The sequence below is a fragment of the Nocardioides alcanivorans genome (assembly GCF_021555175.1).
Taxonomy (GTDB): domain Bacteria; phylum Actinomycetota; class Actinomycetes; order Propionibacteriales; family Nocardioidaceae; genus Nocardioides; species Nocardioides alcanivorans.
In genome coordinates this window covers 95,143-119,866 of record NZ_JAKGRW010000026.1, presented here as the reverse complement: position 1 = coordinate 119,866, position 24,724 = coordinate 95,143, and the positions used below count along the sequence as shown (strand labels likewise).

Here is a 24,724-nt window from a genome sequence, read left to right as displayed (position 1 = left end):
GGACACCGAAGAAGCGCAGCCGGGAATCGTGATAGGAACTTCGGGTACCTGACCCACGTCAGTCCACACGTTCTCGGCACAGGGGCGAACCATTGGTCACGACCGCCACGGATGTCCAGGTCCCCCCAGGGATCCCGGTCCTCCCCGGGGCCGTCCTGTCTGCCAGATACGTGCTGAGTGGTGTGGAGCCGCTCAACAAGGGCGACACGCTCGACGCTCTCCCGCTGCCCGGTGGCAAGGTGGCGCTGATGGTCGCCGACGTGGTGGGCAGTGGCTTCGGGGCCACGGTGGCCGTCTCCCAGGTCAAGGCGATCCTGCGGGAGCGACTCAGTGCGGGTGCGGGTCTTGCCGGCGCACTCTCCAGCGCCGACCAGTATGCCCACGACCACGCCGAGGTCTGCGCCACCACCGTCTGCATCGCGCTGCTGGGTCTGCGCGACGGCACGCTCGAATGGGCCACCGCAGGCCATCCGCCGCCCTTCCTCCTGACGCCCGGCGCCGAGCCGCGGCTCCTCAGCTCCGAGCCCAGCAGGCCGCTGGGGACCGGTGGACACGTGGTCAGCCACCGCGCCCGGCTCGAGGTCGGTGAGATGCTCGGCCTCTACACCGACGGTCTGGTGTGCGCTGACGGCGAGGGTCTCGACGTGGGGTACGACCGTCTCTTCCAGGCGTTCTCCGAGGCGGTCGCGAGTCCGGCCGGTGCGGTGATCCCAGCCCAGCGCGGAGACGAGTTGTGTGACCGGGTACTTCGCTCGGCGCTGTTGCCCGAGGGCAACGGCGATGACGCGGTCCTGCTCCTGGCAACCCGAGTGCTGGAGCCGGACCCCTTCAGGCTCAATGTCGCGGCGGTGCCGGAGAACCTGCCGATGATCCGGCATCGCATCAACCAGTGGCTCGACGGTCTGGGGGTGGGACTCCTCGACCATGTCGGGCTCGGCCACGCCGTCGTGGAGCTGGCCGCGAATGCCGTTGCCCATGCCTACGTCTCGCTGCCCGAAGCCGATCCGGTGGTGGAGATCGAGGGCGAGCTCGGGGACGACGGCACCGTGCGGGTCACCGTGTGTGACCGTGGCAGGTGGCGTGAACGTGAATCGCGAGGCCGGGGCCTCATGATGGCGTCGGGGCTGGTCGACTCGATCCGCGTCGTGCGGTCCCGCCGCGGCACCCGGGTGACGCTCACCCAGCGACTGACGAGGCCGGTGCCGCTTCTGCAGCAAGTGGTCGATGGCACCGGGGCGCTCCTCGACGAGTCCCAGGAACTGGTGACACGCACGGAACCGGGCCGCTTGGTGGCCACTGGTGCCGTCGACGACCTGTCCGTCGAGGTGTTCCATGCGGCCCTCAACGAGGCGACTCGGGCCGGGACCGCTGACGCCGTCGTTGACCTGACGGGCGTCACCCACCTGGCGAGCCCCGGGGTCCAGACACTCTTCGAGTTCGTTGGACGCACGCGTCGCACCGGCGCCACGCTCAGCCTGCGGGCGCCGGTCGAATCGCCAGCCGGACAGATCCTGCAGTTGGTCGATCTCCCGATCTCGGGTTGAGCGGCGATGGTCCGCCTCCGCAAGGTCTCCTCGGAGGGACCGGGTTGGAGTCGACGGCGTGCCGGGCGCGGCTTCACCTATGTGGACGATCAGGGCGCGCGCCTCGCTGCGGCCGATCTGCAGCGGGTCAAGGACCTGGTGATCCCGCCGGCGTGGGATCAGGTGTGGATCTGTCCCCATGCCAACGGGCACCTGCAGGCCGTGGGGACAGATGCTGCGGGGCGTCGCCAGTACCTCTATCACCCGGCGTGGAGGGAGAAGCAGGATGCAGCGAAGTTCACCCGGGTGGAGGGGTTCGGCAGGGCGCTGCCACGGATCCGAGGACGGCTTGTCGGCGACCTGGCAGGCGAGGCGTTCAGCAGGGAGTGGAGCTGCGCGCTGGCGGTCCGCTTGCTCGACCTCGGCCACTTCCGCATCGGCGGTGGTGAGTTCGGTGACGACCCGGACTCCTTCGGCCTGACGACGCTGGAGAAGCGGCACGTTCACGTCGGTGGGGACGCGACCGTGTTCGAGTTCACCGGGAAGTCCGGTGTCGAGCAGTCGGTCTCGGTGCACGACGACCTGTGCGCCGGCGGAGTACGTCGGTTGCTGCGTCGTCGTAGCGGCGACTTCGAGGAGCTGCTCGGATTCCGCGAGGGGCGGGTGTGGCGCCGGTTGGAGGCCGACGGCGTCAACGACTACCTCCGGGAGACCGCGGGCCTGGAGGTCAGCGCCAAGGACTTCCGGACCTGGCACGCCACAGTCCTCTGCGCGGTGTCGCTGGCGGACAGTGCTGACGCGCGGACGGCGACTGCCCGCCGGCAGGCAGTGCGTTCAGCCATGGACCAGGTGGCCGAGGACCTCGGCAACACGCCGACGATCGCCCGCACGTCGTACGTCGATCCGCGGGTCCTGGAGCGCTTCGAGGAGGGTGAGACGATTCGGCTCCCTCGGGGCAAGGACGGTGGCGCAGCGCTGCGCGACGACCGACGTCGGGTCGAGCGGGCGGTGCTCAGGCTCCTGCGGTGAGCAGCCCTCGGCCCCGCCCGTTCGCCACGCGGATCGTGACGGGCGTTGTCACAACGGTCGCTTCAGCCCGGCGTGCGAGTGCACGTAGCCCAGTCGCTCATAGAACCTCAGGGCCTGGTCGCGTGCATGGTCGGTGGTGAGCTGGGCGAGCGTCGCACCGTGGTTGCGGCCGTGCTCGTGGGCCCACTCGAACATGGCGGTCCCCAGCCCGCTGGAGCGTTCGGATGCGGCGACCCGCACCGCTTCGATCTGCAGACGGGTGGCGCCGCCACGGGAGAGTCCCGGCACGACGGTCAACTGCATGGTGCCGACGATGCGGTCGGACTCGTCACGCACCGCAGCCAGGAAGTGTGAGGAGTCACGGCTGATGGCGTCGTGGGCCGCCTCGTAGCGGGTCAGGTCTGCTGCCTCCCGAGTCCGCCCGAGTTCGTCGTCGGTCAACAGGGCCACGAGGGCGGGCACGTCGGAGCGGGTCGCCCTGGCCACCCGGAAGATCCGGTCGCCGAGCAGCAGTCGCCCCCTGCCGACTCCCGGGCGGTCGTGCGCAGTCGCGCGATGAGCAGGTCGAGCCACGCGCCCACGTTGCGTCGAGCCTCGGGGGTGTCGGGATAGCGACAGCGAAGGTGCAGGCCAGACTCATCGAGGATGAACCAGATCATCACGCCGTCGGTGCGGATCGTGGCACCGACGTACTGCGCCTCCAAGCCGTTGGCGTCGACCCGGACGGGCAGTCGGCGCAGGTCGAGCCAGGAGATGGCGAACATGCCTGGGGCAGTGGGCATCCCGCCCCACGGGCGCAGCAGGTCCTCCAACGGCCATGAACCCAGCCGGACCGCCTCCTTCACGGCGTCCGCGCTGGCCCTCGGAGTGGGGTCGGCGGACTCCAGTACGGAGTTGGTGATGAACCAACCGACCGAGTCGTGCCACGTGGCGTCGTACCTGCTGTGGACGGGAAAGACCGCCCGCAGCGGCGTGGCCGCCAGCTCCTGCGTCACGGCCGTCATCGCTGCGACCACGAGCGCGAGGGTGGAGACCCCGTCGTCGCGAGCCTGCGCGGACAGAGCAGCGCTCTCGTCGACGTCGAGCACGTCACGGACCTCGACGCGTTCGTGCTGCAGGGTCGCCACCGGCCCCAGGGAGAGCGGGAAGCGCGGCATCACGTCACCGCTCGCGGCCAGGATCTCTGCCCATCTGCGGCGTACGTCGTCGGGTGCGGTGGGCCGGTCGGCCAACGCGGCCGTGTGTTGGTCGAAGGCGAGGACCGGGGCAAGAGCCGGGGTCGTGCCCGTCCGGAGGGCACTCAGTGCGCTGAGGAGGTCGCGCGCGAGCACCAGCATCGACCACATGTCGGTGTGGGAGTGGTCGGCGCCGATCACGACCGTCGGCCCGGTGGTGGTCTCCAGCACGCAGAGACGATGTGACGGGCGCGCGTACGGTGAGCACGTGCGGTCGAGCGCGTCGCGCAGGGCTTCGTTGACTGCCTGTCCCGGTGCGATCGGGTGCTCGATCCATCCGCCCGGGGAGACGTCGACCTCGTGCAGTTCGGGGGTGCCGTCTGCACCGGGGACGAAGACGGAGCGGAGCGTGCCGTGGCGGGCGATGACGGCGAGCCAGGCAGCGGCCAGGTCATCGGGTGAGACGGGGGTGGGGAGGCGGAAGGAGAGCGCCATCCAGGAGCCGGGCCGATCGCCGGCGCCCACGTGGCGACGTTGATCGAAGGAGACGGGCAGTTGACGGCCGGGGAGGAGACCGTGACGTCGTATCCGAGGAGGCGACCGAACGGCAGCCGTAGGTGGGCAACGTTGGTCAGCCTCATGTCGATATCGTAGGAGCGACCGCGAGGAGTCGACGTGCCGACATTCACCGTTCCGGAAGCCGAGCTCGATGTCGAGCTGAGCGACGAGGGTGGTCATCCCGTTGTCCAGTTGCACGGCCTCACCTCCAGCCGCTATCGCGACCGGCTGCTGGACCTGGACCTCGGCCGTGGTCTGAGCGGCACCAGGCTGCTGCGCTACGACGCCCGCGGGCACGGTCGTTCGACGGGCCGCGAGATGCCGGAGGACTACCGCTGGACGGTGCTCGCCGACGACCTGTTGCGCCTGCTCGACCACTGGTTCCCCGGCGAGAAGGTGCACGGGGTCGGTCCGTCGATGGGTTGCGGCACCCTGCTGCATGCGGCGGTGCGTGACCCGGGACGGTTCAGTGGGCTGACGCTGCTGGTGCCGCCGACGGCGTGGCAGACGCGTCTGGCCAAGTCCGAGGACTACGTCAAGGCTGCCGAGGTGGTGGAACGCTTCGGACTCGATCGGTTCGTGGCGGCCGGAAGGGCGGTGCCGCGGCCGCCGGCAACGGTGAATGCGCCCGAAACCGTGCCCGACGTGTCCGAGAAGCTCCTGCCCTCCCTCTTCCGTGGCGCGGCGCTCACGGACCTGCCGACACCGGAGGAGGTGGCGAGCATCGACGTACCCACCACGGTGCTGGCGTGGGTCGACGACGCTGCGCATCCCGTGTCGACCGCGGAGACCTTGGTGGGCCTGTTGCCGCGGGCCACGCTGTCCGTGGCTCGCACTCCCACCGACGTGGCCCGGTGGCCGGGTGTCCTGTGTGACGACGTCGCACGAAGCGCCGCAGTCCGCCACCGCGGCTGACCAGGCGGCTCCGCTCCGCGCAGCGTGGTGGTCACTCCGCCGGGAGTCGGTGGCGCTTCCGGGTGACGACGTGGATCGCCAGGATCACCACGACCAGCCCCGCCGTGGAGAACAGTTGGGCGCGTGCGTCGGCGTCGGTGAGCATCAGTCCGGCCAGGCCGGCGAGGGCCACGAGCACCACCCAGTTCAACCACGGATGACCCCACGACCGTACGACGGGTCCCTGGCCGCCCGCAGCGGCTTCGGCATCCAGGCGGGGGCGCAACCGGAGCTGTGCCACGACGATCAGGAGCCAGACCACCAGGAGTGCTGCGCCGACGGCGTTGAGCAGGATTCCCAGGAGGGCATCGGGGAGCAGCCAGTTGAGCAGGACGGCCACGAAGCCGAAGAAGATGGAGACGAGCACCGACACCGAGGGCACTCCGCGTGAGGAGATCCGGGTCAGGGCGGCCGGTCCGTCACCGCGGCGGGCCAGTGAGTAGGCCATCCGCGAGGTGCCGTAGACCTGTGCGTTGAACGCCGACAGCAGCGCGATCACCACGACTGCCTCCATGAGGGTGGCGGCGACCGGTAGTCCGGTGAGCTCCAGCACCGCGGCGAACGGCCCGGCCTCGAGCGAGGGGGAGTTCCACGGCATGACGGTCACCATGATCGCGATCGACCCGAGGTAGAAGACCAGGATCCGCCACACGATGCTGCGGGTCGAGCGGGCGACGGCGAGTTCGGGGTCCTCTGCCTCAGCGGAGGCAATGGTGACGATCTCGATGCCGCCGAAGGCAAAGGCCACCACGAGCAGCCCGGCCGCGATGCCGCTGAGACCGTTGGGGGCGAAGCCGCCCTCGCCGAGCAGGTGCGACGCACCGACCGGGTCGGTGCCCGGGAGCAGGCCGAGCGCCAGCAGCACACCAAGCACCAGGAAGGCGACGATCGCCGCGACCTTGATGAAGGCGAACCAGAACTCGAACTCGCCGAACTGGCGCACGCCCCACAGGTTGACCACCGCGAAGACGCTCACGAAGACCAGCGCGGCCACCCACTGGGGTACGCCGGGCAACCAGCCTCCGACGATCTGTGCGGCTCCGGTGATCTCCGCCCCGAGCACCATCACCAGCATGAACCAGTAGAGCCAGCCGAGCAGGAACCCGGCCCACGGTCCGATGGCTTCCTCCGCATACACGGAGAACGAGCCGCTCGCGGGCCGTGCGCTCGCCATCTCGGCCAGCATCCGCATCACGAAGATCACCAGCAGGCCCGCCACTGCGTAGGAGACCAGGATGGCCGGCCCTGCAGTGGCGATCCCGACACCCGAACCGAGGAACAGGCCGGCCCCGATCGCGGAGCCCAGACCCATCATCGTGAGATGCCGGGTGCGCAGTGCGTGCCCGAGGTCGGCGGTGTCGTCCGGGATGCCGGACGCCGTCTGGGAAGACATGGTTCTCCTGGTTCGTGGACCCGTGGGCAAACTCCACCAGCCTAGGAACAACGTGGCTCAGGAGCACATCGAGGTACGTCGCCTCATTGATCAACCCTGGCTGCGGCGGCGATCCTGACCCCCAGGTCGTCAAGCTCGTCGGAGAGCGCAGCAGCCACCCAGATCTGATTGCGGGTTCGGGCTGTCAAGGGGCGGATGACCCCGCAGGCCCGCAGTCTGTCGATCGCCGCATACACACTTGAGGTGGCGCCACCGACCCTGTTCTCGGCGTCCTCCGCAGAGAAGACGGGGTTCTCAGCGAGACGGTCCAGGATCTTCGCTGCGGCGCTACCTCGCCGGGGCGGCCTGCTTCGTCGCGCCACTGTTCCGGCAGAGCAGCCAACCGGTCGGCGGTGACCCGTGATTCCCTTGCAGCGATGGTGCTTCCTCGCGTGAACGCCGCGACCAGACCGGTGGCGTCACCGTCTCGGTAGTCGCCCAGTGCGCGGAAGTAGTCGTCGCGGCGAGCCACGACAGCCGATGCCAGGGGAATGACCACTTTGGTCGTGACACCGCGCTGGCGCAAGACAGTGTTGATGAGTGCTCGGCCGATGCGACCGTTTCCGTCCGTGAACGGGTGGACCGATTCGAACTGTCCGTGCACGATCGCTGCCTGTTCCATGGCACCGACGTCGTCACGGTTCGCGTAACCGATGAGGTCGTCCAGGTAGCCGCCCACCGTGCGGGGAGGAGGGGGAACCGCTGCGCTGCTGCGCGCGCTGACCGTCCGCATGCTGATCGACACGTGTCATGTCGCCGGACGCATTACCCACGGCGAATGAGAAAGGGCCTCCACCCAGCGTTTCCGCTGGCCAGAGGCCTTTCATGGAGCCGCCTGTCAGAATCGAACTGACGACCTAGTCATTACGAGTGACTCGCTCTACCGACTGAGCTAAGGCGGCGCGCTGCCCGTCTCCGGCCAGCCGGAAGAAGTATACGGACGAGTGGTGTCAGGGGCGAAACCGGCACGGCCTCTCTGTTCGGTCCGGCGGATCCAGTGGTCGATCCGTGCTGATTCTGAGGAGGAGAACAGCACGGATCGACCACTGGACGAGGTCAGCGGCGGACCTTGACCTTGACGGTCTTCGTCGCGCGCTTCACCTGGGCATTGCCCTTGAGGGCGACCTTCACCTTGCGCTTGCCGACCTTCTTGAACTTCGGCAGCTTCACCTTGGCCACGCCGGCCTTGGACAGGGTCGCCTTGATCTTCTTGCCCTGCACGCGGACGACGATCTTGCTGGAGGAGGAGACCCCTTCGGCAGGTCCACGCGGATCTTGACCGTGGCCCTGGTGCGGCGAACCACGATCTTCTTGGGCTTGACCTTGAGCACTCGGACCTCAGCGACCGCCTTCTTCACCTTCACGTTGACGGTGGTGGCGGCCGCACCGTGGAGCTCGTCGCCGTTGTAGACCACCCGGAGGCCGTGCTTGCCCACCTTGAGCGAGCGGGCAGGCAGCGTGATCCGGGCGATCCCGTCGGTGACCCGACCGACGGCGATGACCTTGGACCCGTTGAGCACCTGCACGGTGCCGGTCGGGGTCGCGGACTCACCGTGCACCCGGACCACCAGGTTGGCCGCCTTGCCCCAGGTCAGGGACAGGTTGCCGGCAGTCACCGTCGCTGTTGCGGGATCGGTCGGGTCGACCGGCGCATCCGGGTCGAGCGGGGCGACGTACGGCGCGTCACTGCCAGTCGCGCCGACCAGCAGTCGGTACGCCGAGGGCGCCCCGGGCAACTGCATCTCCACCGAGCCGGTGCCCTCCTCGTCCAACGTCGGCTGGCCCGCGAAGGCGATGTCGACAGCGTGCGGTGCCTTCGGGTCAGCGCCGGCAGCCAGCACCAGCAGGCCGGCCTGCTGACCGCTCGCCTCCGCACCCATCCGCACCGTCACGGTGGCGACGTCGGCCTCGACCGCGAGGGTGTGGTTCGGTGTCTTGCCTCCCTCGGCACCCGCGGGAGCCGCGGCCCGGGCCGATGAGCGCAGGAGCACCGGAGCCGCGACCGAGCCGGCCGTCGACGAGCGATCAGCAGAGTCGGCGACCTTGGCGCCCTGCGCGACCGCAGGAGTGCGGAGCACGGGGCGGGCCGCGTCGGCGTCCCACTCCCAGACCTCGTCGAGATCGAAGCCGGCCCCGGACCAGGTTTCCGGGAGAGCGACGGCGTCGACCGTCAGGGGACCGCCGTTGCGCGTGGTCGGCCCCTCCTCGGCAGAGGTCTGCACCGAAGGCACCAGCGTGTCGACGGCCCAGAGCTCCTCCAGCGTTGCGTTCTGGCCACTGGCGAACCGGGCAACGGCGCGATGCGCGTTGGCGGTGGCCGTGACCGTCGGGCTCAGCACGACGCCGTTGCGCACGACCGTCTGGCTGTTGCGGGCGTAGCCGGTGAGGCCGCCCGCCGACGCGCCGGCCGCAGAGATCGCGCCGGTTGCGTAGACCCGTTCGGTGACGCTGGGCGAGTCGGCGACACCGATGATGCCGCCGGCGTAGTCGCCCGTCGTGGTCGCGACGTCGGCGGTGGTCCAGGCGTCGCGGATGGTGCCGAAGGAGTCACCGGCGATGCCGCCGGCGTAGTCCTTCGCCTTCACCGATCCGGAGACCCCGATGCGTTTCGCCGTGCCCCGCAACGTGTCGACCAGGCCACCGGCCCTGCTGGTGGCCTTCTCGATCTCCACGCCGACCAACGTCAGATCGGTGACCAGCCCCTCCGCCGTGATCACGGCGAAGAGACCGCCCTGCGACGAGTGCAGCCCGCTGATCTCGTGGCCAGCACCGTCGAACGTGCCGCTGAAGGTCGGCACGCGGACGGTGGCACCCGCGAGGTCGAGGTCCTGCTTGAGCCGGAACGTCTCCGTCGGATGGAGTGCCACCTGCTGCAGCTCAGCGACGCTGGCGATGAGCCAGGCTCCGTCCTCGTCCTGCTCCGCGGTGGGACCGGACGGTGCCGGTACGTCCTCGGCAACGCTGCGGAGCACCGGACGCTGGGCATCGGCGTTCCACTCCCAGACCTCGTCGAGGTCGAAGTCGAGCCGGTCACCCCACGTGGCCCCGCTCCTGGCGTCGGTCGTCGTGACGGTCTCACCGTTGAAGGTGTCCGCGCCGGTCGTGGTGACAGTCTGGCCGCCGACCACGGTCGTCTCGACGGCGAACAGTGCGCTGAGGTTCGGCGTCTGGCCGTTCGCGGCGCGGGCCACCACCCGCTGTGAGGTCGTGGTGCCGGTGACCGTCGGGTTGAGGGCGAACGCCTTGCTCACCTGGGTGCCGCTGTCGCGGGCGTAGCCGGTGATGCCGCCCGCCGACGTACCCACGGAGGTGATGGCGCCGGTGGCGTAGACCCGTTCGGTGACACTGGGTGAGTCGGCGACACCGATGATGCCGCCGGCGTAGTTGCCGACCGTGGTGCTCACCGTGGCGGTCGAATAGGTGTCGCGGATCGCGCCGAACGTGTCGCCGGCGACACCTGCCGCATAGGAGTGTGCCTTCACCTCTCCGGACGTCCAGACCCGTTCCACGGTCCCGCGCAGCGTGTCGACGAGCGCGCCGGCGCGCGGCGTCGCCTTGTCGATCCGTACGTCGACCAGTGCGAGATCCCGCACGGTGCCGTCCGCGCCGATCAGGGCGAACAGCCCGCCGTCGGTCGAGGACCAGTGGGAGATCTGGTGCCCGGCGCCGTCGAAGGTGCCGTTGAACGGGCGGCGGCTGCCCAGCTGAGGCAGGTCGACACCGGCCAGGTCGAGGTCGGCGGCGAGGCGGAAGTCCTCCTCGGGGAAGGAGCTCACCTGGGCGAGCTCACCCGGCGTGGTGATCAGGTAGAACCCGTCGGGCGCCTGCTCGAGACTCGGCGCCACGGTGGAGGCATCGATCGGTTCGTGGGCGTCACGCAGCACCGGGCGCTTGGCCTTCGGCTGCCACTCCCACACGTCGTCCAGGTCCCAACCGAGGTCGGAGAACCACTCGGCGGTGCGCAGGTCCTGGGCCCGGACGATCTCTCCCTTCCAGTTGTCCGCGGCCGGGGCGTCGGCAAGGGACTCGCCCGCGACCGTGACGGTCGAACTCGTGTAGTTGCGGGAGAGCTCGGCGATCTGGCCCTCGGCAACGCGTCCCACGATGGCGTGGGCGAACGACGCACCCTGGACGACGTCGTTGAGTGACACCGACTGGGAGACCACCGTGTTCTCGTAGCCGTAGCTGACGACACCGCCAGCGTTGCGCACCTCGGCCTTCACGGCACCGGTGCCGTAGATCCGCTCACTGACGGAGCCGCCGATCGCGATGGCGACCACACCCCCGGCGTACATGCCGGTGGTGGTGGCGTCAGCAGTCGAGTAGCTGTCGCGGATGGTGCCGTAGTGATCGCCGACGATGCCGCCCACCCGCGTCGCTCCCTTGATCGACCCAGCGGTGCGGACCCGCTCGACCAGGCCGTGGTTGACGTCGGCCAGCAGGCCGATGGTGCCGCGCTCGACTGCCACGTCACCCTCGACCGCGAGGTTGCGGATCGTGCCTTGGTTGTCGGCGAAGAGCCCGACCCCCTCGGTGCTCGGGGTGGTGAAGCCCTTGATCGTGTGACCGCCACCGTCGAAGACACCGGTGAAGGCGACCAGCTTGTCGATCTGGGAGTGGGTCTCGCCGGTCAGGTCGAGATCGGCGGTGAGCAGGTAGTGGCCGGACGGGTCGTTGGAGACCTTGGCCAGATCGGTTCCGGTCTCGATGAGGTAGGGATCCTCCGCTGTGCCCTGCCCGCTGATGCCCTCACGAGCCAGGATCGGCTCGGCCATCGGCCTGGCATTCGCCAGGCTGTCCCACGCATAGACCTTGAGGGTGTCGCTGGGGTTCACCGGCAGTGGCGTCTCGAAGGTCACGAACTGCTCGGAGCCTTGGTGGTCCAGCTCGACCTCAGCGGTGCGGATGTCGCGCATCTCGCGACCCGTGCTGTCATAGGTCGCGGCGACCAGTGTGGTCGCGTCCGGGGTGTCCTCGTTGCTGATCACGCCGACTCCCTCGAGCTGGCGATCGGCCACGTCGGTCGACGTGATCCGCCAGTGCCCGTTGGGCTTCTTGACCGTGAAGCTGTCGATCTCCTCACCGTCGATCGTGTAGGTCCTCAGCTGAAGACCTTCGTCGGTGACCTCCACGACGGAACCCATCTGGATGTCCTCGTCGAAGACGACGTCGTCCCACCAGTGCACGACGTTGTCGTAGAACTTGGGGCCTGCCGATCCGAGGGTCACGAAGGTGGTGCCCAGCGCCTCCTCCTCGGCGCCCTGCGCGAGTCGGCCGTCGTGGATGGTGGAGCGCTTGTAGATGTGGTCGTGTCCGCCGATGTAGAGGTCGACGCCCAGCTTCTCGAAGGCTGCGGTCAGCTTCGGGCGGTCCGCGGCGAGCGGGCCGTCGTTGCCGTGCGAGCCGCCGTAGTAGGAGTAGTGGCCGGTGACGATGTTCCACGTGCGATCGCTGGCGCGGATGTCCTTGGCCAGCCAGTTGAGCTGCTTGTCCATGTCGTGCACGGAGTTGAGCACCGAGACGTGCACGTCGCCACGGTTGAAGGAGTAGTTGCTCTCCCCGATGGCACCGTTCTTCGGCGCGTTGAACATGTTGGCGAAGATCGCGGTGCGTTCCTCGCTGTGTGCGTTGTAGTCGAGGTCGCCGTAGGTCTCGTGGTTGCCCGCGACCGGCGCGTACTGGATGTCGAGGCCGTCGAAGACGTGCTCGAACACCTCTTCCCAGTACTGCCCTCGTCCACCGTTGTCGACGAGGTCACCGGTCTGCAGGAGGGTGCGTCCGCCTGGCACCTTCTCCTGGAGGGTGCTGAGCACGTTGCGGAGCAGCCCGAGGTCGTCGGCGTCATGGGTGGTCGCCTGAAGGTCGCCGATCGCATAGATGGGTTCGTTGCCGGCACCGCCTGCCACGAACTCACCCTGTACGTCGGTCCATGCGTCAGCGGCCGAGGCCGCAGGAGCCGCACCGGCCACGGCCACGCCGAAGCGGTACTGGTAGCGGTCGCCGTCGACCAGATCGGTGAGGTCGAACTCGTGGCTGCGCAGGGTCTGCCCGGTGATCGAGTGCTGATAGACCTCCTCGTCGTTGCCGATCGTGTTGACCTCGTAGGGGCGGTCGTTGGTGGAGGTGAGCACGTCGGCCTGCGACCAGTCGTCCTCGTCGGCCGGCAGCACCTGGGCATAGGCCTTCTCGATCGAGCGGTCTGTCGAGACCGCGATGCCGGCGCCACCCGGCTGCTCGGACACGGCTGCCGTGCTCCCGAAGTACTGGAACACCCCTCGGGGTCGAGCTCGTCCTGGTCGACCACGATGCGCAGCAGTTCCGAACCGATGTTGCCCTTGTCGTCCTGCGCCTTCACCACGACGAACGTGTCGTCGTAGCTGCGCACCCGGAAGGAGCCGTCCTCCACCTCCACGAGGCCGGCCGAGTCATGGACCTCGAAGCTCACGGTGGGGTCGAGGCCCGAGTCGTCGCTGGCCGTCACCTGCGGGAGGTCCAGGGTGGCGCCGTACGCCGCGCTCGTGGGGAAGCCGTCCGCGACGGTGATCTCCGGGGCGTAGTTGGCGCCGCGCGTGGTCTCGCCGATCCAGATCGGTGCGGAGACGATGACGTGGCCGTCCGCCTGGGTGGCGCGCACGAAGAACCAGTCGCCCTCGGAGACTGCCTGGTTGCGGGTGAGCGTCAGTTCACGACCGCTGACGTCGGCGAAGGTGTGGGCCACTTCGCCGCCGTTGGTGACGAGCTCGACCTTGGTGAAGGAGTCCCGCTCGTCGGGGTCCTTGAGCTGGACGTCGAAGTCGACCTGGGTGGTGTCGGCGGGCAGGATCGAGCCCATGAGCTGGTCGTTGGCGCCGAAGGCGAGCTCGACGTTCTCATCCTGGGTGCTGTAGGTGCTGCGGTCCTTCATGGCGGCGTACAGGCCCTCGAGCGAGTGCTCCTCGGCCCACACGCCACTGATCGCCTGGTTGCTGCTGACCCAGGTGGCGGAGTGCTCGTCGCCGTTCCAGACCGGAGAGACGTGCCAGCCGGTGTCGAGGGCGAGGACGTACTGGTCGAGTTGCGCGGTGCTCTTGACCTCGATCAGTTCCATCGACTCGTCGACTGCACGATCGAGGCCGTTGAACCCGAAGAAGTGGCCCTTGCCGGTGGGGCTCGGGTGGTTGAACTGGCCGATCGCATCGGGGTCCTGCTTGATCCGCGCGAAGAAGGTGTACATGTCGTACTTCATGTCGCCGGTGCCGAAGCTGTTGCCGAAGCCGTCCACGGAGCCCTTCTCGGTCGCCCGCGCAGTGGCCTTCCAGTCCGTGTTGAAGACGTTGATGTGACCGGTGCCGTCGTACCAGGTGTTCTCGATCGAGGGGACGGCGACGAGTTCGTCCTGCGCGTCGTTGAACGCGAACGCCTCCTTGTGGACCTCGCGCCACTCCTCGGAGTCGGCGTCGCGCCAGTCCTCGAGGAAGTCGTCGCCGTTGCGCAGGTCCCACATCACGTCGTGCTCGGAGACCGTGAAGAAGTCTGCCTGCGTGGCGGTGTGGACGTGCTCGAAGGCGTCGACGGGCAACTTCACCCCGTCGCTCACCGACGTGTGTGAGTGGAACTCGCCGGTGTAGAGAGTCTTGCCCAAGTAGGTTGCTCGATCGTGGTCTCGCGGCGCGGCGTGCGCCTGCGGGACGGCCAACATGCTGAGACCGCCGAGCAGAAGTGCTCCGGCAGTGGCGCCGACCAGTCCACGACTGGCCGTACGACCCCATCTGACAGTCATTCGTTCCTCCAAGGTTGCTCGAACCAAGGAAGTCCAGCCGATCGACATGAACGGTCGGTCAGCAACGACTGGACGTGGAGTGGACTACCGGTGGCATGCTGGAGCGATGGCCGAGATCCTCCTCTTCCACCACGTGCAAGGCCTGACCGACGGTGTCGTCGACCTGGCAGATCGACTGAGGCAGGAAGGGCACACCGTGCACACGCCGGACCTCTTCGCCGGGCGGCGGTTCGACACGATTGACGGCGGTCTCGGACACGTGCGGGAGGTCGGGTTCGGGGAGATCGCCGCGCGGGGTGCCGCGGCGGCCGGGGAACTGCCTGCCGACATCGTCTACGCAGGCATCTCGCTCGGCGTGCTCCCGGCCCAGTTCCTCGCCCAGACACGGGAGGGGGCCAAGGGCGCATTGCTGCTGGAGGGCTGCTTCCCCGTTGCCGAGTTCGGCCCGCGGTGGCCCGTCGGCGTACCGGTGCAGGTGCACGGCGCCGACGCCGACCCGTTCTTCGTCGACGGCGGCGACATCGACGCCGCTCGCGCACTCGTGGCGAGCGTCGAGGACGCAGAGCTTGTCCTCCACCCCGGTGATCAGCACCTCTTCACCGACTCGTCACTGCCGTCGTACGACGCCCGCGCGACGGCTCAGGTGCTGGCACGCGGCGCAGCTGCTCCTGGGCTGACCGCCGCGACGGCATGGCGGGCCGGGCCGGTCAGTCGGCCCAGGCCAGCCCGGCCTCGGTCATGGCGGCTCTCGAGCCGTTCCAGCGCCAGGGGGCCGGACCCCGTGCAAGGCAGCCACTTCGGCCCGCGAGCGCGCGGCCACGGTCTGCAGCGGTGCAGCTCTTCGGCCCGCAGGGCCTGGTCGCGGGCGCCCCGATGGTGCGGGGGAGCGGCGTACCTTCGCGCCTCGGTCGCCTGGACCGTGCCGGACCGCCGTGGTCGAGCACGGTCTCGCCGCGTGGGAGAGCCGGTAGCCGATGGCCAACGACTCGGTCAGCCCACGCTCCTTGAGCTTGCGTACGTCGCGCTTGAACTCGGCGGTCGGCCGCTCGAGCTCGGCGGCCAGCTCGGGCGCCCGACGTTCGGGGAACTCGTCGATGATCCGCAAGGTCTCGCGGGTCCACGGGCCGACTCGGGAGGCGGCGTCCAGCCGATCCAGTCCGGCCAGGATCTCCACGACCTCGTCCGCGTCGGGGACCTGCTCGCGCAGGGCATCTCGCGGATCGGCGCCGGCATGCCTCAGTTCCACCCGGAACAGCGGTCGGTCCGCCCGAGCGGCCACCGCCTCGCGCAGGGAGGCGAGCGAGCCGTGACCGGATCTGCGGGCATCGGACGCACGCAACGAGGAGACCGTGACCTGGTCGACGGTCACGACCTCGACCAGCCCGACGGCGGTGCGCAACCGAGTGCCGGGCAGGACCCGAGGCCTGTCCCAGCGGCGGAAGGCGAGGTCCACCTCGCCGCGGCGGATCGCCTCGAGCTCGACCGGTCGGATCATCACGGATCGAGGATGGCACGCAGGCTGGATCCGCGCGAGTGGCACTGAGTGGGACAAATTTCGCAGATTCCCGGGCAAAGGGGCTCCGGAACGGTTACGTTCCGGCGGTGAGCACACGCGAAGGTGCGCCCTACTGGCCGGCGCTGGACGGCCTCCGCGGGGTGGCCATGCTGATCGTGATCGTCGCGCATGCGGGATTCATCCCGCGCGGCAGTGGTGGCATCGGCGTCACCGTCTTCTTCGTGCTCTCCGGCTTCCTGATCACCCAGGTGCTGCTGCGACGCGAGCACGGGTTGGGCCACTTCTACGCCAACCGCGCGGTGCGGCTGGTGCCGGCGCTGGTGCTCATGGTCGTGGTTGTCGGCGTGCTCTGGCTGGTGCAGGGGCGCGCGGCCGGCACCTACGCCGAGTACGCGTTCGCCTCGCTCCTCTACGTCGAGAACTTCTTTCCGGTCAGCCATGCGCTCGAGGTGCTGAACCACTGCTGGTCGCTGGCGGTGGAGGAGCAGTTCTACCTGCTGTGGCCGCTCGTGTTGCCCTTCTTCATCAGACGCTCGGTGCAGTCTCGATTCTGGTGGGGTTGCATGTTCGTGGCGGTACTCGCCGCGCTGCGCCTCGCCGTCCACGTGGCCGGCTTCCCGCTCCTGTCCTACGTGAGCCTGCCGACCAATGCCTACGCACTGCTGATGGGATGCCTGCTGGCCCTTGCCCCGTGGCCACCCGCGTGGCGGCGTACGTCGCTCGCCGGCGGCCTGCTGCTCCTGGTGTTCGCGCTGGCCGCCGTGCCCTTCGCCCCCGGGCAGGTCATCAGCGGTGCGCTGATCGGGGCCGGAGCGGCGACCCTGCTGGTGCACGGAGCAGTGCAGGGGAGTGCGCTGCTGTCCTGGCTACCGTTGCGGTTCGCGGGCCGGATCTCCTATGCGTGGTACCTGTGGCACTGGCCGCTGCTGTGGCTCAGTGGCACGACCTTCGACGGGGTCGGTGCGTTGCCGATGATCGGCGTCAGCTTCGTGGTGGCCGTCGCGTCGACGGTGTGGCTCGAGGAGCCGCTGCGCGCGGCCTGGCGCCGGCGTTCGGTCAGTCGGGTGTCAGCGCCGCACGTGGTCGTCGACTGACTTCTGCTCCGACTGGTGGGCCCACTCGAGCTGTGGTGCGGTCGAGGCGAGCATGCCGTGGCGCCAACACGCGTGCACCGTGAGCGCGGCGATCGTCACGCCCAGCACACCCAGACCGAGGTCGCTGAGCGTGTCCTCGTAGGCCATCCGCTTCTCGGAGTGGCTCGAGATGAAGGCGAAGTACTCGCCGATCTCCCAGAAGATCGCGGCAGTCGCTCCGAAGGAGAGCCCGCGCTCCAACGTCGCCGGGAGCGTGGCGCTGCGGTGCAGCGTGAGCAGGATCCACGCCGCGGCCAGGAGGCCGGTGTTGACGAAGTGCATCCAGTCGTCGAACCAGCTGATGCGGTCATAGAAGTCGAGCCGGTTGCCGAGGATGTCGGTGAAGCAGGTGATGGTGACCAGGAAGTCGGCCAGCCACGGGAACGAGGCCCGTTCGCGCCAGAAGAACCACCAGATCGCCGGCACGGCGAAGGCGAGCGCGGGATAGGCGATGGCACGCGTGCCGGCCGCCTTGTCCTCGAGATTCCCCATCTCGGGGATGATCAGAGCCGTCAGCAACATCAACACCAAGCCCGCCTTGGCGGTGATGTTGAGCGCCCGCAGCAGCGCGGGCGTCTGGTGTCGGGTGGCGGCGATCGTCTGGGTCATCGCGGATGATCCTAATCCTTGGGACCGCATTGTTTGTGTTCGTCAACCGCAACGGCGATCCCGAGGCCTCCCCGAAGGCCCGCGCGGCGTCCCCGGAGGTGGTGCGGGACGGCCTCGTGGCAAGCACCTGCAGGCGGTTGATCTGGTTGACGTGACCGTACCGGATCAAGCGGAACAGGGCCGTTGGTCCCAATGGTCTGGACCAGTTGGGTGGAAACGCTCGCGAAACGTGCGTGGATTGACTTCGGCGGCTAATGTTTGTCATGCCCCGCAGGTGACCCGAGACGCCTGCGGGGCTTTCACATTTCCGCTCGTGGTGCGGGTGTGATCCGACGTGGTGCGGATCGAGGAGGTCAGTCCTCCTCGACCTCGGCCTCTTCGAGGAACTCGATGGCGACCCGCAGCAGCTGCACGGCCATCTCCGGGTCGACGCCGCCGAGCATGATCTTCAGACCCAGGTCGGCCTCGGTGTCGAGGTCCCACTCGTCCGCGTCGGAGGTGGTGTCGGGGAGCTCGGAGAGCTCCAGGTGGATGCCGGGACGTGAGCTGGAGAGCTCGACGGTGTGGGTGAGGGACTCATCGGCGAGGGCCTGCGCGGCCACGCTCAGGGTGAGGTCCTCGGTCTCCTCGTGGTCGTGCGACATGTCTGCTCCTGGGGTTGTCGTCTGGTGCGCGGTCGACCCTACGCGGTCCGCGGCTGCCGGGTGTGCGCCGGCGCTCGCCTCGGCGTCACAGGGGTTCGGCGATGGCCTGGATCCGGCGCGTGGCCAGTTCGATCATCAACCGGGCGGCCGGCGAGAGGTGCCCTCGGTGCGGTGGGCGATCGCCAGTACGTCCCACTGCTTCGGGCGCAGCGAGGTCCATCCCGCTCCCGGGGCAAGTCGCGGCAGCAGCTGCGTGGCGACGCCCTTGTGCACGATCGAGTCGGCCAGCCCCCGACCCACCAGCTCCACCGCCGTCTCGACGTCCTCCACCTCGATCCTGGTGGCGGGGCTGATGCCTTCCTCGTGCATCCAGCGGCGCGGCATCAGTCGGGTCGAGTCCTCCACCCGATAGCTCGCCTCCGCCATCACCAAGGTCGCGCTGCCCAGCTGCTTCGCGGTGACCGGTTTGGCCAGTGTGTCGGGGTCGGTGGTGATGTAGACGAGCTCGTCGCGGGCCACCGGCACCACAGTGAGCCCCTCGGCGGTCACCTGCGGTACGGCGATCATGGCCGCCTCGAGGTGGCCGCGACGTAGCTGCTCCTGCACCTCGGTCGGGTTCTGCCCGACCAGTTCCACCCGCACGCCGGGGTGGCGTTCCAGCACGTCCGCGACCAAGGAGGCCCCGGCGTACAACCGGACCGTTCCGAACGCGCCGAAGCGGATGGTGCCCGTCTCCAGCTCGGCCACGCCGCGCACGGCTCGGCGCGCTTCGCCGCGGCGGGCCAACGTGCGCTCGGCGTGGGGCGCAGCGCTTCCGCTGCCGGCGTGGGTACGACGCCTCGCCCGACCCGCGTGAAGAGCGTGGCCCCAGCGTGCGCTCGAGGGCACGCACCTGCTCGGAGATGCTGGGCTGGGCATAGCCGAGGTGCTCGGCGGCAGCGGTCAGCGAGCCGTGTTCGACAGTGGCCAGGAAGCAGCGGAGCTGGTGCAACGAAAGCATAGGCAACTCCTATGGGAATCCTAGGAAAGAAAGCCTACCCCTATTGCTGGTCAGGATGGACCATGGAAGTGACCACCCGTCTCTCCTCACACCTCGAGGCCCGCCATGTTCGTCCACCACTGCACGTCCTGTGACAAGTCCCAACTCATCTTCCCGAGCCAGATGCGTGGCGTCGCCGAGGACGGATCGGGCCTGGTCTTCACCTGCTGGTGCGGCGCTGAGCAGGTCTGGGTGGTCGGCGACAAGGCCGAGCAGTCCGCCTGATCCGGGCTCTCGACGTAGGCATCCCGCAGTCGAGCGCACCCCGCGCTCCTACGGGTGCCGTCGACAGTTAGGCTGACATCAACAGACAGGGAGCCCACCCATGCGGGTGAGCTGAGAGTGCGGATCCGCCGCAGACCCTCACGACCTGATCCGGTTAAGACCGGCGAAGGGAGTCGGAAGTTGAGTCATTTCGCGCACCGTCGTGCCCGGCGAGCGAGCGTGCTCGCCCTGGCGTTGGCCACCGCCCTCACGGGATGCTCCCTGATCGGGAGCGGTGACGACGACAAGTCGTCGGATTCCGATCCGTCGGCGAGCCCGGAGGACCTGCGGGGGACCAGTGTCGTGCTGGCCACGCACGAGTCGTTCAGCCTGCCCGACGAGCTCGTCGAGCAGTTCGAGAAGGACACCGGCATCACGCTCAAGGTGCGGCCCTCCGGCGACGCCGGCAAGCTCACCACCAAGTTGGCACTCAACGCGGACAATCCGTTCGCAGACCTGGCATTCGGCGTCGACAACACCTTCGCCACCCGCGCCGTCGAGGCCGGCGTCTTCGCCGACCACGCGGTGAGGCTGCCCGGGAGCGCCGAGGAGCTGCGCCTCGACGGCGCCGCGGGCGACCAGTTGGTGCCGGTCGACCAGGCCTCGGTCTGCGTCAACGTCGACAACGCCTGGTTCGAGAAGCACGACCAGCTCCCGCCGCAGGGTTTCGACGACCTGGCCGACCCGGCGTGGCGTGACCTGACCGCCATTCCGGCAGCCACCACGAGCTCGCCCGGGCTCGCCTTCCTGCTCGCCACGATCGCCGAGTTCGGCGAGGACGGCTGGCAGGGCTACTGGGAGCGGCTGCTCGACAACGGTGCCTCGCTCAGTCCCGGCTGGAGCGAGGCCTACTACGGTGACTTCACCGGTGGGGGTGAGGGCGATCGCCCCATCGTCGTCTCCTACGACACCTCCCCGGCCTTCACCATCGACGAGGCGAGCGGCGAGTCCACCACCTCGGCGTTGCTCAACACCTGCTTCCGACAGGTGGAGTACGCCGGTGTGCTGGCAGGCGCCGACAACCCCGCCGGTGCCGCGCGGGTCCTGGAGTTCCTGCTGAGCTCCGAGGTGCAGGCTGCCCTGCCCGAGCAGATGTATGTCTTCCCGGTCGACGACACCGTCGCGCTCCCGGACGACTGGGCGAAGTTCGCCACTCAACCGGACGAACCGCTGCAGGTGTCGGCCGACGACATCGACGAGCACCGCCAGGAGTGGCTGACGACGTGGACCGACCTGACCTCGCGCTGATCGAGCGGAGCACGAGCCGGGGGTGAGGTGATGACCGGGACCGCCCGCCGGCTCGCTGCGCTGGTGGGCCTGGCCGGTCTGCCGGTGCTGGTGCTGGGCGCCTTCTTCGTGCTCCCCGTCAGCTCGATGATCGGCCTCGGCCTGTGGCCGGACGGACAGTGGGACCCCGCGCCCGCATGGGAGGCGCTCCGTCGCGAGCGCACCCTGCGGGTGCTGTGGTTCACCGTCTGGGCGGCTGGTGTCGCCACTGTCGCCACGGTGCTCCTGGGTGTGCCCACGGCGTACGCCCTGCATCGCCTGGCGGTGCCGGGTGCCCGGGTGATCCGGACGATCCTGATGGCGCCGTTCGTGCTGCCGACCGTGGTGGTCGGCGTGGCCTTCGATCAGCTGCTCGGGGTGGGTGGCCCGCTGGCGTTCCTCGGGTGGGACGGCACCCCGTGGTCGATCATCGCGGCGATGGTCTTCTTCAACCTTGCCGTCGTGGTGCGCACCGTCGGGACGGCGTGGGAGAGCCTCGATCCACGTCCGGGGCAGGCCGCGGCCGCGTTGGGGGCGACGCCATGGCAGGTCTTCCGGGTGGCGACGTGGCCGGCGTTGCGCGGATCGGTGGTGTCGGCGGCGACCGTCGTCTTCCTCTTCTGCGCGACATCCTTCGGTGTCGTGCTGGTGCTCGGTGGGATGCGCCACGCCACCATCGAGACCGAGATCTACCTGCTGACGACGGTGCTCTTCGACCTGCCTGCCGCAGCGGCGCTGTGCCTGCTGCAGTTCGCGGTCGTCGTGTTGCTCCTGGCGGTCGCGCAGCGGGCCCGGAAGGGGCAGACGACGGGGCAACGCGTGGTCGCCCGACCGAAGCGGCCCGGCCTCGTGGACCTGCCCGCGGTGCTCGTCGCCGTCGCCGGTGCGCTGCTGGTGCTGGTGCCGATCTCGTCACTGGTCGCGCGCTCGTTCCGCGTCGGCGAGGCGTGGAGCCTCGACAACTACCGGCGCCTGTCGGCCGCCGACGACCCGGCGATCCCGGCCACCGTGACCGAGGCACTCGTCAACTCCCTTCGTGTCGCCTTCGACGCCACCTGGATGGCGGTGCTGCTGGGACTGCTGGTCGCCCTCGCGGTGACCCGGCGCTCCCACGGTCCGGCGGAGCGGCGGCTGCGTGGTCTGCTCGACGGGCTCTTCATGCTGCCCCTCGGTGTCTCCGCAGTGACGCTCGGTTTCGGCTTCTTCATCGCCCTCGACGAACCGCCGTTGGACCTGCGTGACTCACCGCTGCTGGTGCCGATCGCCCAGGCGCTGGTGGCGCTGCCGCTGGTGGTCCGGATCCTCGTGCCGGTGCTGGCGGGCATCGACGACCGGCAGCGCCAGGCGGCTGCCAGTCTGGGGGCGCCGGCATGGCGGACCTTCCTCGCCGTCGACCTCGCGGTGGTGTGGCAGCCGCTGCTGGCGGCCACCGGCTTCGCCTTCACCGTCTCGCTCGGGGAGTTCGGTGCCACGTCGTTCCTGGCACGCTCGGAGCACCCGACGTTGCCCGTCCTCATCTTCAAGCTGCTCGGCACCCCGGGGGCGCACCACTACGGCACCGCCGTAGCGGCATCGGTGGTGCTGGCCGCCGTCACCGCGACGGCGCTGGTGCTGGTCGAACGACTCCGGGTGCCCGGAGTGGGAGGGTTCTGACTGTCATGACCATGCTCGAGATCACCGACCTCACGGTCCGGTACGCCGACACTCCGGCCGTGGAGCACGTCTCGCTCGAGGTGACCCGCGGCGAGGTGCTCGCCGTGCTCGGGCCGTCGGGTTGTGGCAAGTCCACGCTGCTGCGTGCGGTGGCGGGCCTGGAGCCTTCGGCCAGCGGTGCGATCCGGGCGGAGGGCAAGGATCTGTCGCGGGTGCCCACCCACAAGCGCGGCTTCGCGCTGATGTTCCAGGACGGGCAGCTCTTCAACCAGCAGACCGTGGCCGGCAACATCGGCTACCCGCTCCGGATCCGTCGGCGTCCCCGCCCGGAGGTGAAGGCACGCGTCGCCGAACTGCTGGCGTTGATCGGTCTCGAGGCCCTTGCCGATCGTCGGCCCGATGAGTTGTCGGGTGGAGAACGCCAACGTGTCGCGCTGGCGCGGGCACTCGCCGTACGGCCGCGGCTGCTCCTGCTCGACGAGCCGCTCAGCGCCCTCGACGCCGCACTGCGTGACCGGCTGGCCGGCGACCTCCGCCGGATCCTCACTGCTGAGGGCACGACGGCCCTGCTGGTCACCCACGACCATGAGGAGGCCTTCGCGGTCGCCGACCGAATGGCCCTGATGCGCGCGGGCCGGGTCGTGCAGTCCGGGGCGCCCGCCGACGTCTGGGCCGCCCCTGTCGACGCCGAGGCGGCGATCTTCCTCGGCTACGACCGGGTGCTCGAAGGCGCAGCAGCGGGTGCGCTGCTGCGTGAGGCGGGGCTCCCCGACGCGCATGCCGTCGCGCTGCGACGTTCGGCGTTGGAGGTGCACCCCGGTGGTGCGCTCGTCGGCACGGTGCTGGCCTTCCGGTCGGCACCCGAACTGCTCCGCCTGACCGTCGACGTGCCCGGCATCGGCGTGCTCTCGGCAGTTGCGAGGAGCGCTCAGGAATGGGGCGAGGTGGGCTCCGCGGTGAGCCTTCGAGTGGTCGGTGACCGACTCGCCGTTCTGGGCGGGAGCTGAGCCCGGAGCGACCCGGCGCCATACGGGGACAGGGGCGATCGGTGGACCGTCCACTAAACTCCCCGGCGTGTATCGCCGCGCCTATGCCCTCCTCATCGGAGTCGCCGCTCTCATGGTGGTCCTCGCGTTCATCGCGGCGACCGCCCTCGACCGTCGACTGATCGACCCGGACGGCTTCCTCGGTCCCTCGTGGATGCGTCTGCCCCTGCTCTGTCTGGCGGCGCTCTTCGTCGACCTGGTGCCGCGGGCCCTGTGGCTCGCGAAGGGCCGCCCCAAGGCCATGGTCGTGGTCATCAAGGAGCGCTGGGAGCAGCACTGGAACCGCGAGCGTTTCACCCTGGTGATGCTCGGCATCGTCTGCTTCTACCTGACCTACGTCTCCTACCGGAACCTCAAGTCGTTCCTGCCGCTGATCCTCGGTGACGCGAACTACGACCGGCCACTCGACATCCTCGATCACGCGCTCTTCTTCGGCCACACGCCGGCGGGGGTCGTGCACGGGATCTTCGGCACCACCTTCATGGCCCACATCCTCTCGGCCGTCTACATGTTCTTCATCCCGATGGTCGCGGTCTTCGTGGCCATCTGGTGCGTGTGGTCGAAGAACATCTCCTACGGCTACTGGTTCGTGACCAGCCAGGTGCTCATCTGGACCCTGGGCACGGCCACCTACTACATGCTTCCCTCGCTCGGGCCCGGCTTCGAGTACCCGGCGCGCTATCTCGACCTGGCACACACGAACACCACCGACCTCATGAACTCGCTCTACAACAGTCGCGAGGCCGCGCTGTGGTGGGCAGGTTATGACGGGCCACAGACAGTGGCGGCGTTCGCGAGCCTGCACACCGGGGTCAGCCTGTTGTGGGCGCTGATGGCGCAGTACACAGTCAAGATCCGCTGGGTGCACTGGGTGATGTGGACCAACTTCACCCTCACCGTCATCGCCACCCTCTACTTCGGATGGCACTACGTCGCCGACGACATCGCCGGCGTCGCCATCGCGATCATCTCCTTCTACCTCGGTGGCCTGGCATCGGGTCAGAAGTTCGACAGACACGGGCTGTCGTCCCATCCGACGACCACCACCTCGAAGATCCCCATCGAGGCAGACGACTAGCTGTACTCGGCCAGGACGTTGGTAGCGGCGAGCCTGGTTGAACGAA

The 24,724-nt window shown here is 69.0% G+C and carries 19 protein-coding genes, 1 tRNA gene, 3 pseudogenes and 1 riboswitch; of the genes and pseudogenes, 10 read left to right on the top strand and 13 right to left on the bottom strand.

All coding sequences use genetic code 11. The features are described from left to right. Positions 1-170 precede the first annotated feature (170 nt). A complete protein-coding gene (locus L1066_RS14475; protein WP_235736987.1) occupies positions 171-1,544 on the top strand; it encodes a SpoIIE family protein phosphatase in 1,374 nt (457 codons plus the stop codon). 6 nt (positions 1,545-1,550) lie between these two features. Continuing rightward, on the top strand, positions 1,551-2,552 hold the full coding sequence (locus L1066_RS14470; RefSeq protein WP_235736986.1) for a DNA topoisomerase IB: 1,002 nt from the start codon (positions 1,551-1,553) through the stop codon (positions 2,550-2,552). A gap of 48 nt (positions 2,553-2,600) precedes the next feature. Here L1066_RS14470 and L1066_RS14465 read toward each other — a convergent pair whose 3' ends face one another. Beyond that, the gene (locus tag L1066_RS14465) at positions 2,601-3,014 is read right to left on the bottom strand and encodes a GNAT family N-acetyltransferase (RefSeq protein ID WP_235736985.1); all 414 of its coding nucleotides are present in this window, start codon (positions 3,012-3,014) and stop codon (positions 2,601-2,603) included. Beyond that, positions 2,990-4,252 (bottom strand): condensation domain-containing protein, encoded by a 1,263-nt coding sequence (locus tag L1066_RS14460; protein ID WP_235736984.1) that lies wholly within the window; start codon positions 4,250-4,252, stop codon positions 2,990-2,992. Before L1066_RS14460 ends, L1066_RS14465 begins: the two co-directional genes overlap by 25 nt. 150 nt (positions 4,253-4,402) lie before the next feature. On the opposite strand from L1066_RS14460, the gene L1066_RS14455 reads away from it, so the two are divergent. Then, on the top strand, positions 4,403-5,200 hold the full coding sequence (locus L1066_RS14455) for an alpha/beta fold hydrolase (RefSeq protein WP_235736983.1): 798 nt from the start codon (positions 4,403-4,405) through the stop codon (positions 5,198-5,200). Positions 5,201-5,231: 31 nt separating this feature from the next. On the opposite strand, the gene L1066_RS14450 is transcribed toward L1066_RS14455, so the two are convergent. From L1066_RS14450 to L1066_RS14430, 6 genes and pseudogenes are all read right to left on the bottom strand, one after another. Next, positions 5,232-6,632, bottom strand: coding sequence for an amino acid permease (locus tag L1066_RS14450; protein ID WP_235736982.1), 1,401 nt, complete (start codon positions 6,630-6,632; stop codon positions 5,232-5,234). Between the two features lie 184 nt (positions 6,633-6,816). Then, positions 6,817-7,404 (bottom strand): Fic family protein, encoded by a 588-nt coding sequence (locus L1066_RS28715; RefSeq protein ID WP_376707681.1) that lies wholly within the window; start codon positions 7,402-7,404, stop codon positions 6,817-6,819. Between the two features lie 93 nt (positions 7,405-7,497). Continuing rightward, a tRNA-Thr gene (locus tag L1066_RS14445) sits at positions 7,498-7,573 on the bottom strand. 154 nt (positions 7,574-7,727) lie between these two features. Next, positions 7,728-7,892 (bottom strand): hypothetical protein, encoded by a 165-nt coding sequence (locus L1066_RS14440; protein ID WP_235736981.1) that lies wholly within the window; start codon positions 7,890-7,892, stop codon positions 7,728-7,730. Then, a complete protein-coding gene (locus L1066_RS14435) occupies positions 7,838-12,841 on the bottom strand; it encodes a metallophosphoesterase (RefSeq protein WP_235736980.1) in 5,004 nt (1,667 codons plus the stop codon). The genes L1066_RS14440 and L1066_RS14435 overlap by 55 nt, the downstream gene beginning before the upstream one ends. A 422-nt stretch (positions 12,842-13,263) precedes the next feature. Next, a pseudogene (locus L1066_RS14430) lies at positions 13,264-14,349 on the bottom strand (CehA/McbA family metallohydrolase domain-containing protein); the annotation flags it as partial. Here L1066_RS14430 and L1066_RS14425 point away from each other — a divergent pair. Next, a pseudogene (locus L1066_RS14425) lies at positions 14,348-15,025 on the top strand (dienelactone hydrolase family protein); the annotation flags it as partial. The pseudogenes L1066_RS14430 and L1066_RS14425 sit on opposite strands and share 2 nt — an antisense overlap. A gap of 141 nt (positions 15,026-15,166) precedes the next feature. Here L1066_RS14425 and L1066_RS14420 read toward each other — a convergent pair. Next, positions 15,167-15,928 carry an ASCH domain-containing protein gene (locus L1066_RS14420; protein WP_235737062.1) on the bottom strand — a complete coding sequence of 254 codons (762 nt, stop codon included), beginning with the start codon at positions 15,926-15,928 and terminating at the stop codon, positions 15,167-15,169. A 104-nt stretch (positions 15,929-16,032) separates the two neighbouring features. On the opposite strand from L1066_RS14420, the gene L1066_RS14415 reads away from it, so the two are divergent. Further along, positions 16,033-17,040: an acyltransferase family protein gene (locus L1066_RS14415; RefSeq protein WP_235736979.1), complete on the top strand. Its 1,008-nt coding sequence runs from the start codon at positions 16,033-16,035 to the stop codon at positions 17,038-17,040. On the opposite strand, the gene L1066_RS14410 is transcribed toward L1066_RS14415, so the two are convergent. From L1066_RS14410 to L1066_RS14395, 4 genes and pseudogenes are all read right to left on the bottom strand, one after another. Beyond that, complete coding sequence (locus L1066_RS14410; RefSeq protein WP_235736978.1) at positions 17,014-17,688, bottom strand: hypothetical protein; 675 nt, start codon at positions 17,686-17,688, stop codon at positions 17,014-17,016. The genes L1066_RS14415 and L1066_RS14410 overlap by 27 nt on opposite strands. A gap of 353 nt (positions 17,689-18,041) precedes the next feature. Continuing rightward, the gene (locus L1066_RS14405) at positions 18,042-18,332 is read right to left on the bottom strand and encodes a hypothetical protein (RefSeq protein ID WP_235736977.1); all 291 of its coding nucleotides are present in this window, start codon (positions 18,330-18,332) and stop codon (positions 18,042-18,044) included. Positions 18,333-18,467: 135 nt separating this feature from the next. Then, on the bottom strand, positions 18,468-19,220 hold the full coding sequence (locus tag L1066_RS14400) for a LysR family transcriptional regulator substrate-binding protein (RefSeq protein ID WP_235736976.1): 753 nt from the start codon (positions 19,218-19,220) through the stop codon (positions 18,468-18,470). 37 nt (positions 19,221-19,257) lie between these two features. Then, positions 19,258-19,332 (bottom strand): annotated as a pseudogene (locus L1066_RS14395) (LysR family transcriptional regulator); the annotation flags it as partial. A 105-nt stretch (positions 19,333-19,437) separates the two neighbouring features. Here L1066_RS14395 and L1066_RS14390 point away from each other — a divergent pair. From L1066_RS14390 to L1066_RS14370, 5 genes are all read left to right on the top strand, one after another. Continuing rightward, positions 19,438-19,596, top strand: coding sequence for a hypothetical protein (locus L1066_RS14390; RefSeq protein ID WP_235736975.1), 159 nt, complete (start codon positions 19,438-19,440; stop codon positions 19,594-19,596). Positions 19,597-19,673: 77 nt separating this feature from the next. Then, positions 19,674-19,785: riboswitch (TPP riboswitch) on the top strand. Continuing rightward, positions 19,777-20,883, top strand: coding sequence for a thiamine ABC transporter substrate-binding protein (locus L1066_RS14385; RefSeq protein ID WP_235736974.1), 1,107 nt, complete (start codon positions 19,777-19,779; stop codon positions 20,881-20,883). Its footprint overlaps the riboswitch before it by 9 nt. A gap of 30 nt (positions 20,884-20,913) precedes the next feature. Continuing rightward, positions 20,914-22,554, top strand: coding sequence for an ABC transporter permease (locus L1066_RS14380; protein WP_235736973.1), 1,641 nt, complete (start codon positions 20,914-20,916; stop codon positions 22,552-22,554). 5 nt (positions 22,555-22,559) lie between these two features. Then, the gene (locus L1066_RS14375) at positions 22,560-23,561 is read left to right on the top strand and encodes an ABC transporter ATP-binding protein (protein ID WP_235736972.1); all 1,002 of its coding nucleotides are present in this window, start codon (positions 22,560-22,562) and stop codon (positions 23,559-23,561) included. 67 nt (positions 23,562-23,628) lie between these two features. Further along, the gene (locus L1066_RS14370) at positions 23,629-24,678 is read left to right on the top strand and encodes a phosphatase PAP2 family protein (RefSeq protein ID WP_235736971.1); all 1,050 of its coding nucleotides are present in this window, start codon (positions 23,629-23,631) and stop codon (positions 24,676-24,678) included. Positions 24,679-24,724: the final 46 nt, after the last annotated feature.

What these genes read in the sequence shown, in the direction of transcription:
- L1066_RS14380 (WP_235736973.1), top strand. Translation starts at nt 20,914, where the DNA reads ATGACCGGGACCGCCCGCCGGCTCGCTGCGCTGGTGGGCCTGGCCGGT.
- L1066_RS14375 (WP_235736972.1), top strand. Translation starts at nt 22,560, where the DNA reads ATGACCATGCTCGAGATCACCGACCTCACGGTCCGGTACGCCGACACT.
- L1066_RS14450 (WP_235736982.1), bottom strand. Translation starts at nt 6,632, where the DNA reads ATGTCTTCCCAGACGGCGTCCGGCATCCCGGACGACACCGCCGACCTC.
- L1066_RS28715 (WP_376707681.1), bottom strand. Translation starts at nt 7,404, where the DNA reads ATGCGGACGGTCAGCGCGCGCAGCAGCGCAGCGGTTCCCCCTCCTCCC.
- L1066_RS14390 (WP_235736975.1), top strand. Translation starts at nt 19,438, where the DNA reads ATGTTCGTCCACCACTGCACGTCCTGTGACAAGTCCCAACTCATCTTC.
- L1066_RS14410 (WP_235736978.1), bottom strand. Translation starts at nt 17,688, where the DNA reads ATGACCCAGACGATCGCCGCCACCCGACACCAGACGCCCGCGCTGCTG.
- L1066_RS14470 (WP_235736986.1), top strand. Translation starts at nt 1,551, where the DNA reads ATGGTCCGCCTCCGCAAGGTCTCCTCGGAGGGACCGGGTTGGAGTCGA.
- L1066_RS14405 (WP_235736977.1), bottom strand. Translation starts at nt 18,332, where the DNA reads ATGTCGCACGACCACGAGGAGACCGAGGACCTCACCCTGAGCGTGGCC.